Source organism: Dokdonia sp. 4H-3-7-5 (genome assembly GCF_000212355.1).
GTDB lineage: Bacteria > Bacteroidota > Bacteroidia > Flavobacteriales > Flavobacteriaceae > Dokdonia.
Map to the genome: position 1 here is coordinate 111676 of NC_015496.1, position 22117 is coordinate 133792.

The 22117-nt window shown below is 37.4% G+C and carries 10 protein-coding genes; 4 read left to right on the forward strand and 6 right to left on the reverse strand.

The annotated features are described in order from the left end of the window. Window positions 1–95 precede the first annotated feature (95 nt). The 3 genes from KRODI_RS00515 (at window position 96) to KRODI_RS00525 (ending at window position 5193) form a co-directional block, all read left to right on the forward strand. Window positions 96–926 (forward strand): DUF1963 domain-containing protein, encoded by an 831-nt coding sequence (locus KRODI_RS00515; RefSeq protein WP_013749603.1) that lies wholly within the window; start codon window positions 96–98, stop codon window positions 924–926. 194 nt (window positions 927–1120) lie between these two features. Beyond that, complete coding sequence (locus tag KRODI_RS00520) at window positions 1121–3007, forward strand: CocE/NonD family hydrolase (RefSeq protein ID WP_013749604.1); 1887 nt, start codon at window positions 1121–1123, stop codon at window positions 3005–3007. A 356-nt stretch (window positions 3008–3363) separates the two neighbouring features. After that, window positions 3364–5193 carry a PLP-dependent transferase gene (locus KRODI_RS00525; RefSeq protein WP_013749605.1) on the forward strand — a complete coding sequence of 610 codons (1830 nt, stop codon included), beginning with the start codon at window positions 3364–3366 and terminating at the stop codon, window positions 5191–5193. A gap of 84 nt (window positions 5194–5277) precedes the next feature. Here the strand turns inward: KRODI_RS00525 and KRODI_RS00530 are convergent, their stop codons facing one another. From KRODI_RS00530 to KRODI_RS15475, 6 genes are all read right to left on the reverse strand, one after another. Further along, the gene (locus tag KRODI_RS00530; protein WP_013749606.1) at window positions 5278–5730 is read right to left on the reverse strand and encodes a peroxiredoxin; all 453 of its coding nucleotides are present in this window, start codon (window positions 5728–5730) and stop codon (window positions 5278–5280) included. Between the two features lie 2 nt (window positions 5731–5732). Beyond that, window positions 5733–6143 carry a 6-pyruvoyl trahydropterin synthase family protein gene (locus KRODI_RS00535; protein WP_013749607.1) on the reverse strand — a complete coding sequence of 137 codons (411 nt, stop codon included), beginning with the start codon at window positions 6141–6143 and terminating at the stop codon, window positions 5733–5735. Next, a complete protein-coding gene (gene idi, locus KRODI_RS00540; RefSeq protein WP_013749608.1) occupies window positions 6140–6658 on the reverse strand; it encodes an isopentenyl-diphosphate Delta-isomerase in 519 nt (172 codons plus the stop codon). The genes KRODI_RS00535 and idi overlap by 4 nt, the downstream gene beginning before the upstream one ends. An 81-nt stretch (window positions 6659–6739) precedes the next feature. Continuing rightward, window positions 6740–8686, reverse strand: a complete 1947-nt coding sequence (locus KRODI_RS00545) for an OmpA family protein (RefSeq protein ID WP_013749609.1) — start codon at window positions 8684–8686, stop codon at window positions 6740–6742. A gap of 12 nt (window positions 8687–8698) precedes the next feature. After that, entirely contained in the window at window positions 8699–9643 is a 945-nt protein-coding gene (locus KRODI_RS00550; RefSeq protein WP_013749610.1) for a type IX secretion system membrane protein PorP/SprF, read from the reverse strand. A 208-nt stretch (window positions 9644–9851) separates the two neighbouring features. Continuing rightward, entirely contained in the window at window positions 9852–19907 is a 10056-nt protein-coding gene (locus tag KRODI_RS15475; protein WP_041295573.1) for an Ig-like domain-containing protein, read from the reverse strand. A gap of 550 nt (window positions 19908–20457) precedes the next feature. Between KRODI_RS15475 and KRODI_RS00560 the strand changes: the two genes are divergently transcribed. Beyond that, window positions 20458–22050: a peptide chain release factor 3 gene (locus KRODI_RS00560; protein ID WP_013749612.1), complete on the forward strand. Its 1593-nt coding sequence runs from the start codon at window positions 20458–20460 to the stop codon at window positions 22048–22050. Window positions 22051–22117 lie beyond the last annotated feature (67 nt).

Genomic DNA, 22117 nt, shown 5'->3' on the forward strand with positions numbered 1-22117 from the left:
TTGATCTAGTGTAAAGATTAAATAGCTTCTTCTCATTAAACATTCCACTTATCCCAGATTAAACTTGTCTTTGTAATCTAAACTAAACCTGTAAGATGAACTTTCTTAAAAAACTATTTCAAAGCAAAGAAAACAAACCTAAGGCTATGTCACATTTTAATAAATATCGTGAGGAGCTAAATGATCTTAACTTAAAAACATTTTCTGATTTAGAAAATTTAGTAAAACCTTTAATTAGAACGGCTACTAAGCTAGAGGTATTACCAGCTTCTAGGCCTCTAGAAAACTCTCAAATGGTTTCACATTTTGGGGGACACCCATATTTTGAAAAGGGAGAATCATGGCCAGAAACTAACAAAGGAGATCATCTAGCCTTTATCTTCCAAATTTTCAACACTCCAGCATTGGAACTTCCAGAAAGTATAGCATTAGTTCAATTCTATTACGATTGGGAAGAATTTCCTTGGGAAACATCAAGTGACGGCTGGCTTGTGAAAATTTATAAGAAAGTGAACCAAGATAATGTTCAATTTATTGCGACACCCAGCACGCTAGAAATGTCTAAGTATTGCTTGATAAATTTTAGCGCTACAAAATCTCTCCCTGACTGGGAAGGAATAGATCTACACAGTCCAGCGGCTTCTAAACTATCTTGTGTTCTTGACGAAGATGAACCTTGGGATAGTTATGATCAAGTTGTTCAAAAGCTGATAGGAGAACAAGATTATTTGAGTCAGCTGGGAGGTTATCCTAATTGGGTACAAGGTGAAGAAACACCTAATGACGGCGATGGAAATCCAATGAAGCTTCTATTTCAAATAGACTCCGAAGATAATGCCGAATTGATGTGGGGAGATGTAGGACTGATTTATGTTTTTTATGATGAATCTTCTGGAAAGATAGAGTTTACCTTACAGTGTCACTAGACTTTACACACAATCCCAAGGTTGTTTGATATCATTATATGCATAATTGCAATTAACTCCTAACACCTATATATCTCAATATTAGCTGCTTGTTACCACAAAAATTATAAGCACCAATAAATTCATTGTATATTTAGAAGCATATTTATTGATTAATCATTGTAATCCTTATTACAAGCTAATATCCCTACACGATGAAGAAAATTACGTTTCTTTTATTTCTTGCGCTTGCGATGTCTATGATATCGAGCGACACCCTTTACGCACAAAACGATGTACTCGCCGAACTTGAAAAAATAGCCATTGTAGATCAAAAAGTCATGATGCCTATGCGCGATGGCATACGCCTCGCTACTGATATCTATAGACCAAAGACGAGTGGTAAGGTTCCTATTATATTCTCGCGAACTCCTTATAACTTCAATTCTTGGGGAGATGGAAAACAAAGAACAAGAACCGCCGAGCGAGCGCTAGAAGCTGTAAAAAGAGGATATGCTTACGTGGTTCAAAATGAAAGAGGAAGATACTACTCTGAAGGTGAATGGGATATACTAGGCGTACCGCTCACAGATGGATATGACGCATTTACATGGATGAAAAATCAATCCTGGTCTAACGGAAAAATTGGCACACTTGGCTGCTCCTCTACTGCAGAGTGGCAGATGGCAGTTGCAGCTTTAGATCATCCTTCTCATGCAGCTATGGTACCGCAAGGCTATGGAGCTGGCGTAGGAAGAATAGGCGATATTCAAGAACAAGGAAACTGGTATCGTGGTGGTGTTGAGCAGATGCTCTTTTTCTCATGGTTGTACGGTGTGGAACATGATAAATTTAAACCTCGTATTCCTGAAGGAGCAACACAAGAAGATTTAATAAGAATTTCACGATTTTATGATCTAGCACCAGAAAACCCGCCAGTAGATATGGCGGAGGCTTTAAAGCACTTGCCTATTCAAGATATTTTGAAAAACATCAACGGTAAGAACGAGATTTTTGACAAAATGATACGTCGCAAACCTAATGATAAGGCATGGTTTGAAGGAGGCATTTATCATGACAACAAAGATATTGGTGTTCCTAGTTTCTGGTTTGCCTCTTGGTATGATGTTTCTATCACTCCTAACCTAGCCCTATTTAATCACGTGAGAAATAATACGAAGGATGAAAACATAAGAGATAATCAATATCTCGTCATTGCTCCTACCCTACATTGTGCATACACAAGAGCAACCGAAAATACTATTGTGGGTGAGCGCAGCGTAGGTGATGCAACACTCAATTATGAGGAGCAGATTTATGGATGGTTTGATTTATGGCTTAAAGATGAGAAAAATGACTTTAAAGAAAAAACACCGAGAGTTCAGTACTACACTATGGGTAGCAATAAGTGGCAAGCTGCCGAAACCTGGCCACCTAAAAAAACTGAACCTACCACCTATTATTTAAATAGTAATGGAAATGCTAATAGCCGTTTTGGAGACGGAACATTATCTACTACTAAAGCAACTTCGGATAATGCAGATGGGTTTACATATGACCCTATGCAACCAGTACCCTCATACGGTGGTAATGTATGTTGTACAGGTAATGCCGTTCAAGGTGGCGCTTTTGACCAACAACAAATGGAAACTAGAAATGACATCTTAGTGTATACTACAGATCCGCTAGAGGAAGGCGTAGAAGTATCTGGTTTTATAAATAGCACGTTATACTTCTCCTCTGACGTGAAAGATACCGACTTTACTATCAAACTAATTGACGTTTACCCTGACGGTACAGCTTACAATCTTGATGAAACGATACAACGCGCAAGATATCGAGAAGGATATGATAAGGAAGTATTTATGAAAGAGGGCGAAGTATATAAATTAGACCTTACGCCGATGTCTACAAGTAATTATTTTAAAAAAGGACATCGTATTCGTGTAGAAATCTCAAGTAGTAACTTCCCACGTTTTGCTCGTAATCTCAATACAGGAGGAAATAATTATGACGAAAAAGAAGGTGTTGTAGCACATAATAACGTGCATCACTCGGCCGTGCATGCATCATCTATCGAACTGCCAATGATCAAAGATTAGATAACAAACATCATTGTAAGTTTTCAATGTATCATAGCTTGGCTATTTACTAGCTAAGTCATTTCATTGTTAAACCTTCATTAAAAAATAATAATTCATAGTGCGAGTCTTTGCTATTGCAAATGACTCGCATACTTTTGTAAAATCGTTTTATCTGCTCAAACTTTAATTGGTTTTTTAAGTAAATGAACGGTTTACATTACTTGTAGTTAACCATATTTACACTCATTGAGACTAGTACTATTTGAGAGTATTTACTGTTAGGAATTTCCGAAAAAAGCGTCTAAAATTATCCTTTAAAAAATTAATATTTAAGGTGTCTTTATGCGATGAAGACACTGTTTTAAAACTTATAAATGTTACACTACATCAAAGAAGTACTCGATAATATGCCCAACGACTGGATAGGTCTCACCACCCACCGATTGGATATTTATAATGAAAAGCTTGCTAAATCTGAGTTTCTAAATGAATTTGAAGCTTTATACAATGAGAAAAATGCAACTACTGTTGCTCTAGCAAATCTTCCAACAGCCTATGATTACATAAGGTTAGGCCACCCACTTTCTAGTATTCTAGAATGGAGCGTAGCGAGATTGCTAGGCCTAGAAGCAGACAGCGTTATTAGCTTTGATTCTATTACCGTTCCAGTACTTGCCGTGCTGAGAAAAAATTTATTAGACGGTAAAAAAACACAAATCAACTACACAGGGAAACTTCCTGCTATATTTGATGCAGAAGCTTTGAAAAGCGTTTACGGATATCACTTCGAACTTAATCAAGTGAACAACCCAGAAGATATTTCGGCTTTTGACGGGAGTACTGTTTATCTCTCGCAAGAAAACCAAATAAAGGCAGAACCTATAGCAAACAGCATTGATTTTCACGTAAGTGTATATGAAAATATAGGTAGTCTACTCGTTATAAATGGTGAGAAGAACGCACACTATGTTTCAGATATCCAACACGTGCGTAGAAGGGAAACCATTGCGATGACGCCATCAAATTCTTTAGTGGCATTAAAATCATTGGTAAACAATGCTCCTATAGATTACAAGGCTGGTGATGTAGCAAAAGATAAAGCGCGTGTACATGAACTCATTAAAGAAGTAAATGGAACCGATACAGAGCCTCTCGTGGCTTCTAGCGGACTTTCTATACAGTACGCTATTATGATGGGGTTAGTAGATGATGCTATCAATAAACATCCTGGTAAGGCGATTAAATTTATTGTTCCTCCTAACTGTTATGGTGGTACAAATGATCAAGCTAGACGCGTTGCTGCTTGCCTTGATAATGTAGAAGTTGTGGATCTTCCTGTAGATGGAGATAATGATATGGTGCAGAGCATAGACACTGTACTTACTAAAATAGCTGCAGAGGACGCAGTACCCTATATTATTGCAGAAATACCAACGAACCCAAGAGTAGAAGTTCCAGATCTTTTACAACTCAAAGAGGCGCTTAGTAAAAAACGTACCACTCCTACTGGAGCAACAGCAATAGACCCTGTTTTTATCCTTGATCAAACGTTTTGTCCTAATGTACACTTCTTAGGAGAAGATAAAATACTATCTACCGTGCGCACTATTTCATATGCCAGCGGATCAAAATTCCCAAGTGGTGGTAAATGTACTGCAGGCTATTGCGTGGTAAACAATAAAGCAGAAGACCTCATTAAGAGTATCGCTTTTCACCTTGAGCTTTGTGATAACGAGGCTACAGATTTACAATATGAGATACTAGCCGCACAGTTACCTTCTATGAACGATCGTATTGCAGCAGCTTATGTAAACACGCGTGAGTTTGTAACCTTTATAGAAAAAGAACTTCCGGGCGCAAAAATTAATTTTGTGTCTGAGGAGCTAGCATCACAAGGATTTACTCCTTCTGTATTTTCTCTAGATTTACCAACTAAAGGAGCTAATGACATAGAAAGAGAGCAATACAAAAGAGCTCTTAATCTTAAGCTTATTAACTTAATGATTACAGAGATTCCTAATGAGAGTAAATTCTGTGTAAGCTACGGCCAGCTTAAAGGCTGTTACTGGACTATTCCAGCTACCTCTACGCAAGGAACCACTAAAGAAGGTGATAAAGATTACATCGTGAGAGCTTCTCTCTCACCAGATTTAGATTTAGATTTACATAAAAAAGTATTTCTAGATTTTGTAAAATCTATATAACATAAAAAGGGAGATGCTAAGCATCTCCCTTTTATTTTTGTGGTATTATGTAATGGTTACGCTTTCGCGAAAACATGCTTTGATTTACAATCCTTTAATAACTGCAAGTGCTTTAGGTATATGTTTTGCAGCCATCATGCTATTGAAACGAATCTTTATAATTCCGTTTGCATCTACTACGAAAGTTTCTCTACCAGGTAGCAATCCTAATAGTTCATTTTTAACGCCATACTTTTTACGCACCTTATTATTTGCGTCTGAGAGCGTATCAAAGGGTAGATTATGCTTTGATCTAAAGCGTTTATGACTTTCTACACTATCTGCGCTTATACCAAATACTTTTGCTCCTGCATCTGTAAAATCTTGGTATTGATCTCTAAAGCTACAAGCCTGAGCTGTACATCCAGGTGTAAAGTTTTTAGGGTAGAAATAAATTACCATAGGCACTTTCCCTATCAATTCGTCTACTAATACTGCTACGTTATCCTGATTATTGAGTGTAAAACCAGGTGCTTTATCTCCTATTTTTAATGCCATAACTACTCGCCTTTATAGGTTACAAAGTTACGAGGCGTCTCATATAAGGTGATCTCTAGATCAAATTTAGGATCTAAAACCGCTTTAATCTTTTTATGAATAACAACAGCAATATTTTCGGCCGTAGGATTAAGCGTTTTAAATTCAGGAACCTCAAGATTGAGATTTTTGTGATCTAAATAATCCTCTACCTCTGCCTTTATAATATCTTTTAAAATCTTAAGGTCAATGAGAAATCCTGTTTCGGGATCAATTTCTCCACTTACACTAACCGTAAGGTCATAATTATGACCATGAAAATTAGGGTTACTACACTTCCCGAATATTTGCATATTCTTTGCGTCGTCCCAATCTGCTCTATACAATCTGTGAGCAGCATTAAAATGCGCTTTTCTATGTGCGGTTATTCTCATCTCTTAATGTGTGTATAAAATTTATCAAAAATGATTTTAAACCACTCTGTATATAGTTCTGGATGATTTGCGATATCAGTTTTCACATTTTCTAGATCCATCCATTTCCAAGCCGCAACTTCGTCTTCATTGATAGCCGGAGATTGTTCCGAATGACCTATTAGAATATGATCTAGCTCATGTTCTGTAAGACCATTATCAAAAGGAGCTTTGTAAATAAATGAGATCGTCTCTTCTAAAGGTACAGAGAAACCCATTTCTTCTTGTAGACGTCGCATACCAGCTTCTATATTACTTTCACCTTCACGTTGATGACTGCAACAGGTATTTGTCCAAAGACCGGGGCTGTGGTATTTATGTAATGCTCGTTGCTGTAACATAAGTTCATTCTTACTGTTAAAAACAAACACTGAAAAAGCTCTGTGTAACACAGCTTTTTCATGAGCTTCCATTTTGGGCATAAGCCCTATTTGATTGTCATTTTCATCCACAAGGATGACTAATTCTTCTTTCATAAGCTTTGTAAAAATACAAATAACTCATAAAAAAAGCGCCTCAATTGAGGCGCTCTTCTTTAAAATGTAAGAATTCTAGTCTTAGTTACTAAGTACTATAAATTCACTACGTCTATTTAATTGATGTTGATCTTTACTACAACGTACACCGTTGCCACAATCGTTTACAAGTTGTGTTTCTCCATATCCCTTTCCAGTTAATCTAGATGCACTTATTCCTTTTGAAATAAGCCAGTCTCTAGTAGAAACATTTCTGTTTTGTGATAAATTAAGGTTATACGCATCTCTTCCTCTACTATCTGTATGAGATCGAACATCTATGCGTACAGATGGGTAAGTTTCCATATATACTAATACTTTTGCAAGTTCTACCTCTGCATCAGGACGTATATCATACTTATCAAAGTTAAAGTAAATAGGATTAAGGTCTAATATTTTTGCGATATCATCTCCAGGAACCACTGGTTTCAAGGTTTTGTCTAATTGTAATATCTCTTCTATTTCAGAAGAAACATTAGGCGTGGTTACCATTTTCTCCGAAGTATTGTATCCTTCCTTCTCTGCTCTGATAAGGAAAATCTTATCACAATCAGGAATGAAAGCAAACGCTGCAGACGCTCCAGTAACAACAGATTTGAACAAATTATTGTTGGTATCATACAAGCTAACTGTAGCACCCTCAAGATAATCTCCAGTACTCTTATCAGTAACAATTCCCGATAATAAAATATCGCAAGGGGGAGAAGGTTTCTTTATTTGCTTTAGCATATAAATATTATCATCTACACCTCTTTTACCACGATTAGATGATAAAAACCCTGTATTAGACTCACTATTAATTACAAAGGCAAAATCGTCCTTTGAGGTATTTGCAGGCTCTCCTAGGTTTAGTATTTCTGCAGTTTCTCCATTTCTGCCTAAAGCAGTAACAAATAGATCTAAACCTCCCAATCCAGGGTGACCGTCTGATGCAAAATAAATATCATTTTCCGAACTAATAAAAGGAAATGACTCTCTACCCTCTGTGTTAATGTCGCTACCAAGGTTTACCGGAGTTCCATAAGTCTTATCCCCATTTATAGAAACATACCATAAATCAGAAAGGCCAAAAGTTCCAGGCATATCAGACGCAAAATACAATCGACTACCATCAACGCTTAAAGCCGGATGTGCAACTGTATATTCATCACTATTAAATGGAAGCTCTTGAGAGTCTGTCCATTTGCCATTAACTAATGATGCCTTATAAAGCTTAAGCCTATTTGTTCCATCATTATCTTCTCTATACTTCCCGTTATTATAATTATTACGAGTAAAGTAAACCGTTTTACCATCTTCTGTAAATACAGGAGTACTTTCGTGGTACTGTGTGTTTAAATAAGCACTAAATTTTTCAACATATTTATTACCAGCATCTTGATCAACTTTATTTAAGCTTACTTGGTATAAGTTTAAAAATGGCTGACCATTCCACTTGTGTATACGCTTTGTAAAAGATCCTGTATCTCTGTTAGAAGCAAAAATCAGTTTGTCATTATAAAGCATAGGACCAAAATCTGAATAACCAGAATTGATTGTAGTATTTGAAACCTCGTAAGAACCTTTTTGGTAATCTATTTCCCTTAAGTAATCTGGAGTTTCCTTAAATAAACTTGCTCTTCTATCATCTTCCTTAAGATCAAAAAATCTAGACATCATTCTATCAGAAAGCGCATAATCTTTTGTTGCTCTCAACGAAAGAGCATATCTAAAATATGCTTCTGCTTGAGCGGCTTCAGGAAATTGCTCAATAAGTTTTCCATAATAAGTTGAAGATTTCTCATAGCTTGCGTTGAGATAATAAGAGTCTCCTAATCTCTTGAATAAGTCTGCAGACTCATAACCTTTATCAGCAACTTTTTGATAGATTTCTTGAGCATCTACGAAATCATATTTATTGAAATTCTTTGTACCTCTCTCTATTTTTCCTTCCTGTGCGTTTCCTACAATGGTAGCAAACAAAAGGAGTGCAATAGTAATATATCTCATAGTAGACTTTTATTAAAAGAATCTCGGTGTTAACATTCTGTCATACTCATTGAAAAGTTCAAAACGTAAAAACACTTCAAAACTTCCATCATTATAAACTGTATTTCCTAGATCAGTACTTTCTCTATCATAAGCAAGACCTATGAGCATACTATCCGATACTTGAAAACCAACTAAACCACTTAGAGCCGCACTCCACCTATATGCTGCCCCTAAATGTAATTTTTCCATTACTAAAAAGTTTGCAGTAATATCAACTTGTAATGGTGCTCCAGATACTAGCTTTACTAAAGTACTAGGCTTAAATTTAAGCTGATCATTAATATCAAAAGTATAACCCATAATACCGTAGTAATTTATACGCTCTTTTGCCACAAAGCTAGCTTGGTTACTGTTATTACTCTCATCAAAATGCTCTGTCTGGATAAGGTTTGGTACGCTTAGTCCCACATAAAATCTATCAGTATGATAATAAAGTCCTGCTCCAACAATTGGCGAAATCTTATTGTCTATATTTTGAGAAAAACGAGGATCAGAAACATCAAATAATGTCAACTTGGTAAAGTCTACATCTAAAACGTGTCCTCCAGCTTTTAAACCAAAACTAAGTTTACCACTATTTGACGTATTGACAGTATAACTAAAATCTGCACCTATGTAAGTCTCTTGTGCTGGACCTAATGCGTCATTTACTATCGATAAACCAAGTCCTACCTTTCCTTCCCCTATTGGTGAATGTATGCTGAGACTTTGCGTACGAGGAGCTCCATCAAGACCTACCCATTGACTTCTATGCAATCCTACAATACTAGTAACACCTCTGTTACCTGCGTATGCTGGATTTATAGCTACAGTATTATACATGTATTGTGTATACTGAGGGTCTTGTTGAGCACTTACCTCTGTAAGGCTTAAACCCGTAATAACTAATAGGACTAAAAGATGTAGTTGTTTCATTCTAACTTAATTTATTGCACCTATAATAAAAGACTTTTGGGTAAAATTAGCTCAAATTAAATAATTTGATTTTTATAATTATTTACAAGTTTCATAATGCATTTCATCTAGAAATTTGATTACTATATCTTGTTCTTAACTAAATTCCAAAAAGTCGAATATTATTTATGTTAGTTGTTATAACGCTTTCGCGAAAGCGTAATTTATATTAACGATTAATGTATAAATATCCACTCTTCCTTCTCAAACCGTCTGGTGTCTGGTAAGAAATGAGGTAGAAATAAGTGCCCGCTGGTAATAAATTATCGGCACTTATAGTTGCTCTACCTTCTGAAATACCTTTAAAACCAGTAGTTGGACTATTTGTATAACCATCTTGTTCAAAAACTTGTACACCCCATCTGTTAAATATCTGTACATTATTTTCTGGGAAAGCATCAATTCCTTCTATAATAAAGAAATCATTTATCCCATCTCCATCTGGTGATATTCCATTAAATACTTCCAAATCAAAAATATTAAGAACTCCTTCAAATGTAGTAAGTGTTGGATCATCTGGATTACCATCCATATTTGGATCAACGTTCTCATCATTGTTAGGGTCATCAGATAAATCAGTTACGTCAAGACCATTTGAATCGATGGAGTTTACTACAGCTTGATTTAGTACAAATCCGTTTGCTATATCAAGAGGGGTTACTACATAGGTTGCTGTAAATGTAGTACTGTCTGATTCTCCAGGTAATAATGATATAGGTCCTCCATCAACTGTTACCAATGGGTCAGTTATTGAAATATTATTTAATGGAAGTGATCCTGTGTTAGTGACAGTAAATGTGTACTGAATTACTTCTCCATCCTGAATTAAACCATCACCATCAATATCGACAGTTGTTCCTACTTTCTCTAAAGCTATTGAACTTTTAATTGGAAGATTAGTAACTGTTTCATCATCTTCGACACTATTATTATCGTCTGAAATATCAACAACATCAATACCATCAGGATCTTGCCCTGTTGCAATAGCCTGGTTCGTAACATAACCAAGAGCAATATCACTTTGAACTATAGTATAAATAGCTACAAATGTTGTACTATCTGTCTCACCTGGGTCCAAGTCGATAGGTCCGCCAGTTACATTTACTAATGGGTCTTCAATGATAATATTTGTGACGGTTACATTTCCTGTATTTGTAACTATAAAGTTGTAAGTAATGGTTTCGCCTACTTGAGCAAATCCGTCACCGTCAACATCATTAAATACAGCAGTTTTAATTAAACTTATGCTAGCTCCTTGAGGCAAGTCTGTTACAGTTATGTCATCCTCTAGGTTACTATCGTCATCTGAAGTATCTAATACGTCATTGCCATCAGGGTTTTGCCCTGTAACTACCGCTTGATTTGTTACTCCTCCAGCATCTACGTCGGCTTGAGTTAATGTATATACTGCACTAAAAGTATCAGTATCTACTTCCCCTGCTGATAAATCAATCGGTCCACCAGTTACAGTCACTAATGGGTCATTGATCACAATATTTGTAATCGTTATATTTCCTGTGTTCGTTACGGTGAAGTTATACGTCACCGTCTCTCCTACTTGCGCAAAACCATCTCCGCTTTCATCATTAAAGAATCCAGTCTTGATTAATGCAATCGCTCCTTCGTCTGTTGGGAACGTAGTGATTGTTTCATCATCCTCAAGATTACTATCGTCATCTGAAGTATCTGTTACATCATCGCCATCAGGATTCTGTCCTGTTGCAAGTGCTTGATTTGTTACTCCGCCATTGTCAATATCTGCTTGCGTAATAGTATAAATAGCACTAAAAGTTGTAGCATCTGAAGCGCCAGCATTTAAATCAATCGGTCCACCAGTTACTGTTACTAATGGGTCTGTTACAACAATATTAGTCACTGTTACATTTCCAGTGTTTGTAATTGTGAAGTTATAAGTGATTGTCTCACCAGCTTGTGCAAAACCATCTCCATCTTCATCATTGAACGTTCCAGTCTTAACTATTGCTATCATTCCTGGATCTTCTGGTAAATCTGTGACTGTCACATCTTCTTCACCTTCTACACTACTATCATCATCTGATGTATCTACAACGTCATCTCCATTAGGGTTCTGACCAGTTGCAAGGGCTTGGTTTTCTACCATTCCTGCGTCTACATCTTCTTGTGTTAATACATACTGAGCTACAAATGTAGTAGCGTCAATAGCATCAGGTGCTAAATCTATAGGACCTCCAGTTACAGTTACCAATGGATCTGTTACCACAATGTTTGTTACGGTTACATTTCCAGTGTTTGTCACTGTGAAGTTATAAGTGATTGTTTCACCAGCTTGAGCAAAACCATCTCCATCTTCATCATTGAACGTTCCAGTCTTAACTATTGCTATCATTCCTGGATCTTCTGGTAAATCTGTGACTGTCACATCTTCTTCACCTTCTACACTACTATCATCATCTGATGTATCTACAACGTCTTCTCCATTAGGGTTCTGACCAGTTGCAAGGGCTTGGTTTTCTACCATTCCTGCGTCTACATCTTCTTGTGTTAATACATACTGAGCTACAAATGTAGTAGCGTCAATAGCATCAGGTGCTAAATCTATAGGACCTCCAGTTACTGTTACTAATGGGTCTGTTACAACAATATTAGTCACTGTTACATTTCCAGTGTTTGTAATTGTGAAGTTATAAGTGATTGTCTCACCAGCTTGTGCAAAACCATCTCCATCTTCATCATTGAACGTTCCAGTCTTAACTATTGCTATCATTCCTGGATCTTCTGGTAAATCTGTGACTGTCACATCTTCTTCACCTTCTACACTACTATCATCATCTGATGTATCTACAACGTCATCTCCATTAGGGTTCTGACCAGTTGCAAGGGCTTGGTTTTCTACCATTCCTGCGTCTACATCTTCTTGTGTTAATACATACTGAGCTACAAATGTAGTAGCGTCAATAGCATCAGGTGCTAAATCTATAGGACCTCCAGTTACAGTTACCAATGGATCTGTTACCACAATGTTTGTTACGGTTACATTTCCAGTGTTTGTCACTGTGAAGTTATAAGTGATTGTTTCACCAGCTTGAGCAAAACCATCTCCATCTTCATCATTGAACGTTCCAGTCTTAACTATTGCTATCATTCCTGGATCTTCTGGTAAATCTGTGATTGTTACATCCTCTTCCCCTTCTATTGTACTATTATCATCAGAAGTATCTACTACATCATCTCCATTTGGATCTTGACCAGTTGCAAGTGCTTGGTTTTCTACTAGTCCTGCATCCACATCTTCTTGTGTTAAGACATATTCAGCTAAAAACGTAGTATCATCACTAGTTCCAGGCACTAAATCAATAGGACCTCCAGTTACTGTTACTAATGGATCTGTTACAACAATATTAGTTACTGTAACATTTCCAGTGTTTGTCACAGAGAAGTTATAAGTGATTGTCTCACCAGCTTGAGCGAAACCGTCTCCATTTTGATCATTGAACAGTCCAGTCTTAACAATTGCAATTTCCGGATCTTGATTAAGAACTGTAATAGTACATTCCATACAATCTGGATCGTTAAGAGGATTATTAGGATCTATACCGGTTGGATCTTCAGATGCATCTGTTGCTAATTCTCCAGCTGGATCTTCACCAGTAGCAATTGCTTGGTTATATACAGCTCCTGCATTAATATCATCTTGAGTAATAGCGTATATCGCTGTAAATGTCATCGAATCACTTTCTCCAACTTCAAGATCTATAGGTCCACCCATTACTTCAACTAATTCATCAGTTAGAGTAATATTACTAAGTGGAACATCACCATTATTGAATACTATAAAGTTGTATATAATAGAATCTCCAAGATTTACTACCCCATCTTCATTTGTATCTTCATAATTACCTTCTTTAAATAGATCTAGTGATGGATTATCTGGAGTTACTGTTACTACTACAGTAGCAGTTTCAGTTGTTGTTGTTCCATCAGGGTTTGTTACAGTTACTGTGTAATCAAAAGTATCTTCTCCGTTGAAGTTAGGATCTGGAGTGTAAGTTACAGTTCCATCATCGTTGATAACTACAGTTCCGTTTGCAGGATCCGTAACATCTGTTACTGCTACATCGGCAGCAGGATCGAAACCATCATTCTCTAATACATCAATATCTACTGGTGTATCTTCTGGTGTTGTCGCAGCGTCATCCATTACATCCTCCTCTGGAGTTACTGTTACTACTACAGTAGCAGTCTCAGTTGTTGTTGTTCCATCAGGATTTGTTACAGTTACTGTGTAATCAAAAGTATCTTCTCCGTTGAAATCAGGATCTGGAGTATAGGTTACAGTGCCATCATCGTTGATAACTACAGTTCCATTTGCAGGATCCGTAACATCTGTTACTGCTACATCAGCAGCAGGATCGAAACCATCATTCTCTAATACATCAATATCTACTGGTGTATCTTCTGGTGTTGTCGCAGCATCATCCATTACATCCTCCTCTGGAGTTACTGTTACTACTACAGTAGCAGTCTCAGTTGTTGTTGTTCCATCAGGGTTTGTTACAGTTACTGTGTAATCAAAAGTATCTTCTCCGTTGAAATCAGGATCTGGAGTATAGGTTACAGTGCCATCATCGTTGATAACTACAGTTCCGTTTGCAGGATCCGTAACATCTGTTACTGCTACATCAGCAGCAGGATCGAAACCATCATTCTCTAATACATCAATATCTACTGGTGTATCTTCTGGTGTTGTCGCAGCATCATCCATTACATCCTGCTCTGGAGTTACTGTTACTACTACAGTAGCAGTCTCAGTTGTTGTTGTTCCATCAGGGTTTGTTACAGTTACTGTGTAATCAAAAGTATCTTCTCCGTTGAAATCAGGATCTGGAGTATAGGTTACAGTGCCATCATCGTTGATAACTACAGTTCCGTTTGCAGGATCCGTAACATCTGTTACTGCTACATCAGCAGCAGGATCGAAACCATCATTCTCTAATACATCAATATCTACTGGTGTATCTTCTGGTGTTGTCGCAGCATCATCCATTACATCCTCCTCTGGAGTTACTGTTACTACTACAGTAGCAGTCTCAGTTGTTGTTGTTCCATCAGGATTTGTTACAGTTACTGTGTAATCAAAAGTATCTTCTCCGTTGAAATCAGGATCTGGAGTATAGGTTACAGTTCCATCATCGTTGATAACTACAGTTCCGTTTGCAGGATCCGTAACATCTGTTACTGCTACATCAGCAGCAGGATTGAAACCATCATTCTCTAATACATCAATGTCTACTGGTGTATCTTCTGGTGTTGTCGCAGCGTCATCCATTACATCCTCCTCTGGAGTTACTGTTACTACTACAGTAGCAGTCTCAGTTGTTGTTGTTCCATCAGGGTTTGTTACAGTTACTGTGTAATCAAAAGTATCTTCTCCGTTGAAATCAGGATCTGGAGTATAGGTTACAGTTCCATCATCGTTGATAACTACAGTTCCGTTTGCAGGATCCGTAACATCTGTTACTGCTACATCAGCAGCAGGATCGAAACCATCATTCTCTAATACATCAATATCTACTGGTGTATCTTCTGGTGTTGTCGCAGCGTCATCCATTACATCCTCCTCTGGAGTTACTGTTACTACTACAGTAGCAGTCTCAGTTGTTGTTGTTCCATCAGGGTTTGTTACGGTTACTGTGTAATCAAAAGTATCTTCTCCGTTGAAATCAGGATCTGGAGTGTAAGTTACAGTTCCATCATCGTTGATAACTACAGTTCCATTTGCAGGATCCGTAACATCTGTTACTGCTACATCGGCAGCAGGATCAAAACCATCATTCTCTAATACATCAATATCTACTGGTGTATCTTCTGGTGTTGTCGCAGCATCATCCATTACATCCTCCTCTGGAGTTACTGTTACTACTACAGTAGCAGTTTCAGTTGTTGTTGTTCCATCAGGGTTTGTTACAGTTACTGTGTAATCAAAAGTATCTTCTCCGTTGAAATCAGGATCTGGAGTATAGGTTACAGTGCCATCATCGTTGATAACTACAGTTCCGTTTGCAGGATCCGTAACATCTGTTACCTCGTTATTGGTACCCTCAAAAGTATCATTACCTAACACATCTACATTCACAGGAGTATCTTCCGGCGTAGTCTCCGCATCATCAGCGACATCTACAATAGGACTTACCGTTACGGTAACGATAGCTGTCTCAGTGGTAGTTGTTCCATCTGGATTCGTTACTGTTACCGTGTATTCAAAAGTATCTTCTCCGTTGAAATCAGGATTTGGAGTATAGGTTACAGTGCCATTATCGTTGATCTCTACTGTTCCGTTTGCAGGATCCGTAACATCTGTTATTGCCACATCAGCATTTTCATCGAAAGTATCATTCCCTAATACATCTATTTCAACAGGTACATCTTCATCTGTATTTGAAGTATCTGAAACTACATCATCCACTGGAGTAACCACTACCGTTACAGTAGCCGTCTCAGAATCTCCATTACTGTCTGTAATTTCGTACTCAAAGGTATCAGTTCCATTAAAATCAGGTTCTGGAGTATAAAGTACAGTATCATCAGTTGGGTCATTTGGAGTTCCACCATCATCAACAGTTACAGATCCATTCTCTGGTTGTTCTGTAATAACTATCACTGAATCATTTGGACCATCTGACCCAAAACTATCATTATCTGTAACATTAATCGCCACAGCAGTATCTTCGCTTGTTGTTGCTGAATCATTAACTGGAGCGGGTACTTGATTTGTCGAAGCTACAGTAATAGTCTCTTCATATGTACATCCATTTGCATCTGTAACGACAACTGCATAATCCCCAGCATCAAGACCATCAATAGTATTAGTAGTCTCTCCATTACTCCACAAAATCGTGTAAGGCATAGTTCCACCTTCTGGTAAAACAGTCGCAGTACCATCATTTGCCGTAGCACCATTTTCGTTTGTACTAGAAACATCAGCTGTTACCGCACTAGCTGGTTGACTGATTACAGCTTGAGCTGTAGTTGTACAACCATTTCCATCAGTAACAATAACCGAATAATTTCCAGCTGGTAAAGCAGTTAAATCTTCAATAGTCTGACCACCACTCCACTCGTATGTATAATCTGGAGTACCACCAGATACTGTAAGATTTAAAGAACCTGTTGATTCTCCAAAACACAATACATTATTTACAGCAATACCTGCACTTAATACTGTAGGCTCATTTACTGTAACAGTCGACTGAGCTGTACAATTTGTAAAAGAATCTGTAACAGTAACCGTATATGAACCTGCAGTTACATTATTGATATTTTCTGTTGTAGCTCCATTACTCCAAGAGTAGGTAAATGGTCCATTTCCTCCAGTTGTTGTTGATATAATAGAACCATCTGAAAAACCATTACAAGTCACATCCTCTACCCCTGTCGTAATTGCTAAATTATTACAACTACCTGGATTAATAGTCACAGTATTCTCTACTGTACATCCATTAGCATCTGTCACCTCTACGGTATAATCACCAGGACTTAAGTTATTTATTTCTGCAGTAGTTGCGCCAGTACTCCAAGAATACGTATAAGGTGCCACACCACCAGTTGCAGTTGCTTTAGCCTCACCATTTGACAAACCAGGTCCAGTTTCATCTTCAGTAACAATTGTTACTCCTACTGCAGAACTAGGCTCTGATATTGTTACACTCTGTTCTACCGGCTGGCACACTGTCCCATCTATAGTAACACTTACTGTATAAACCCCGGCACCAATATTATCTAAGGTACTAGAAGTAACACCAGCATCTACATCTCCATTACTCCAAGTAAAAGTAAAAAGCGCATCAGGATTAGCTTCCGAGCTAGCGCTTACCGTAGTAGAACCAGTTTCCTCACCAGCACAAAGTACATCTCTCACAGTCCCTATTGCTATAACTGCATCACACGTATTAATACAGTCTACAACAACGCTCTGTGTTATTTCACAACCATTTGCATCTTTCACTGTTACAGAATACGTACCATCCGCAAGGTTTGAAATTGTTGCAACCGTTGCTCCGTTACTCCACAAGTAAGTATAAGGAGCTGTTCCTCCCGTTACTGCAGCAATAGCAGTGCCATCTGCACAATTCTGTGCAGTTGTAGCATTTTCTCTAGTAAGATTTATACTTAGTGGAGAGTCTGGCTCTGTAATTGTAAAAGACTCCTGAATTTCACAATCATTAGCATCTCTAACCACTACCGAATAACTTCCAGCAGTAACATCTTCTAAGTTTGCTGTAGTTGATCCATCACTCCATTCATAAGTATAAGGAGCTGTACCACCACTAACTGTTAATTGTACAGCACCACTATCATCACCATTACACAACACATTAGTTATTGTATCAGTTATTGACAATGCTGCGGTAGGCTGTTCTACACTAAATGTACTTTCAGCTTCACAGTTATTAGCATCTATAACAGTAACCGTATATGATCCCGCTTCAAGATTAGAAATATCTTGTGTAGTCGCACCGTTACTCCATACATATGTATAAGGAGGAGTTCCACCATCCGGCGTAATATTTATAGCACCATCGTTACCCTCAAAACAAGATACAGCTGTAATTACTGTATTAGGTTTGATTGAAACTGCCTTAGCAGGTCCACTTACAACTGCAGTTGCCTCAAGCTCACAACCATAAGCATCTGTCACAACGACTGTGTATGTTCCCGCACTCAAACCACTAAGATCTTCTGTAGTTGCTCCGTTACTCCATTCAAACTCATAAGGTGCCTTGCCTCCAGATGGCTCAAGATTTATAGCTCCATCATTACCTCCAAAACAACTTACATCAGCTACATCAATAGGTATAGCGACTTCAAGATTCTCTATAACAAATCCAGATACAGATGCTTGGGAACATCCAGTATTTTTATCTCTTACAGTTACAACATAACTACCTTCAGATAAATTTGAAAAAGTTGTGTCGGACTGGAATGGTCCATTGTTTATAGAGTATTCAAGATTATTACCTAGTGGACTCGTGACAATTAAATTAGTAGTTCCGTTTGAATTACAATCTAAATCTATAATTGCAGCCTCAGGAGGGCTTACATAATCAAGCGTTACAAATGCAGTATCACACACACTGGAGTTAGGAGCAGGCAAGCACACTTGATACTCAAATACTACACTACCGGTATAACCAGCAGGTGGTGTATAACTAAAAGTACCATTGCTATTTAAATTAAATGCTTCACCGGCAGGAGAAGGACCACTCACCACAGAGTATGTTGAACCCTGAGGAACATTATTTGAAAGATCAATATTTCCTTCAAACTTCTCATTAAGGCATCCTATCTCTAATTGATCTACGGCATATTTCTGAAGAATAAATAATTTACCATCACCATCATCTAAAGATGCAGCCACAAATTCAACTCTTGTAATTTTCGAACCTGTAGGTGCCACACTATTTAATTCAAACAGCGCTATAGCAATGGATTGGCTATTTTCAATCTCCCTATCAGACTCCCAATAATCAGATCCCGGTGCCGGTGGATTAGGACCATCACCACCTCTAAGGTCTCCGGATGTTCTAACGAAAGTATCTCCAAGTATCGTTTCTGTATTTGACCCTAATTTAGTACCATAAAAACGTATATAAAAACAGTTATTACCACCACGCTCTGTAATAGCGATGATACCATCTTGGTTAGAAGGAATAGGTGGATTATAAAATAATGTCTGTTTTTGAGCATTACCCGTATCCACAACACCACTAAAATTACCACAGATGTTTTGCCCATTACCATTTGAAGTAAAATAGTGATTTAAATTTTTATCTTGAAAAGCAGCGAGAGCAGCATTATCCCAAGCACTACCAGTGTCTGTAGGATCAAAAGTTGCACTTGCACTTGTACCAATAACTTCTCCACTAAAAGGTGGTGTAGTACGATTAAGTACTATCCCATTCCTACTATGTCTGGCAGCAATATTCCCATTTCCACCCAATCTCGTGAGTTGATAACCAGAAGGAGCCACGAAGGTGTTAAACACATCATTACCTACCGTTATAGACTGTATGGTTGCAGATCTATTATTTTCTGTATTATCAATATCATTATCCCCATTGACATCTTGATCATCCTCCCATTGAAAGGTGACACCCTGAGTAATTGAGGCTTCTTGTTGCCCTATAACTTGGGAGTGCATCTCAAATGTTCCTAAAACACTAAAGCTCCCTATTAGGAGTAACATAGTTAAACTTCGGAGTGAAGCAAATTGTAATTTTCTTTTCATCTTATTCAATTATTATGCAAACGCATAATTATACATTTTAAGCACGAAATTAATTCGACTCAGGTTTGGTTTAATAAAGTTTCAGTGATTAAAGTAATGTGAGACACACATTACATTTTGATGCAGGTTTGCAATAGAATAGACCACAACAAAAAATCAAAAAAAATCGAAACCATAGTAAACCTCATTTGAGATTTAGTCAATTTATGTCATTCTAAGTTGGGTGTCCAAATATAAAGCGATTATTACATCTACAATTTTACTTTTCAATGTATTAGTTATGCTACTTATTATCATCGACAAACTACACAAAAACCAATCTTCTATATAATAAGTTCTAACTATTATCATTGAAAAATCGCCCAATATAAAATCAAATCAGCTTTCGCGAAAGCGCCTAAAACCACCCTCAACTCAGTCAAAATTACCTTTAAAGTAGCTTTCAAATATACTTCTTATTCCTTAACACTATATAGTATCTTTACACTCTAAAATATTAGTGAATTCTATGAGTTTTAAAAAAGAAATAGCCCGTCGCCGAACGTTTGGAATTGTATCTCACCCAGATGCAGGAAAGACAACACTTACTGAAAAATTACTCCTCTTTGGTGGAGCGATTCAAGAAGCTGGGGCTGTAAAATCTAATAAAATTAAAAAAGGAGCTACGAGTGACTTTATGGAAATAGAACGCCAGCGTGGTATTTCTGTAGCCACTTCTGTTCTTGCTTTTGAATATAATGGCATTAAAATAAACATCCTTGATACTCCTGGTCACAAGGATTTTGCAGAGGATACTTTTAGAACATTAACTGCTGTAGATAGTGTTATCGTGGTAGTAGATGTTGCAAAAGGTGTAGAGCCACAGACAGAAAAACTAGTGGAAGTATGTAGAATGCGCAACATCCCTATGATTGTTTTTGTAAACAAACTGGATCGTGAGGGTAAAGACGCTTTTGAACTACTAGATGAAATAGAAGAAAAACTACACCTCTCAGTTACTCCTTTAAGTTTCCCTATTGGTATGGGGTATGACTTTAAAGGAATTTACAACCTTTGGGAGAAAAATGTTAACCTTTTTAGTGGAGACAGCAGAAAAAATATCGAGGAAACCATCAAAATCTCAAATCTTAAAGATGAAGTGCTTGATAAGCTCGTAGGCCCTAAAGCTGCCGATAATCTTAGAGAAGAGATAGAGCTAGTACAAGGAGTATACCCTGCTTTCAATCAGCAGGATTATCTTGATGGAAAGCAACAACCTGTATTTTTTGGTTCTGCTCTTAATAATTTTGGAGTAAGGGAATTACTAGATTGTTTTGTGAAAATTGCTCCACCACCACGTCCAAAAAAGAGTGAAGAACGCCTAGTACAACCTGACGAAAAAGACTTCTCTGGTTTTGTATTCAAGATTCACGCAAACATGGATCCTAAACACAGAGACAGGCTTGCATTTATAAAAATTGTTTCTGGTGTTTTTGAACGCAACAAGCCATACCTGCACGTTAGAAACAAGAAAAAATTAAAATTCTCAAGTCCTAATGCATTCTTTGCAGAGCGCAAGGAGATTGTAGACATCTCATATCCAGGTGATATTGTGGGACTGCATGATACTGGTAACTTTAAAATAGGTGACACACTTACTTCTGGCGAAGAGCTGCATTATAAAGGTATACCTGCGTTCTCTCCTGAGCACTTTAGATATATCAATAATGCAGACCCAATGAAGTCTAAACAGCTTGCTAAGGGAATTGACCAACTTATGGATGAAGGTGTAGCTCAATTATTCACGCTAGAACTTAACGGTCGTAAAGTAATAGGTACTGTAGGAGCATTACAATATGAAGTAATACAATACCGTCTTGAACACGAATACGGAGCTAAGTGCACCTACGAACCTCTAAGTGTATCAAAAGCTTGCTGGGTTGACCCAGAAGATCCAAAAAGTGAAGAATTCAAAGAATTTTTACGAGTAAAACAACGTTTTATGGCAAAAGACAAAAGAGGCCAACTCGTATTTCTAGCAGATTCTCCTTTTACATTACAGATGACGCAACAGAAGTATCCATCTGTAAAAATGCACTTTGTAAGTGAATTTAAAGACTAAGAGTTTTAAAACTAGATTTTTTACACAAAATTCAATTTAAAGATATTTAAGAGCATTTTGCAACCAA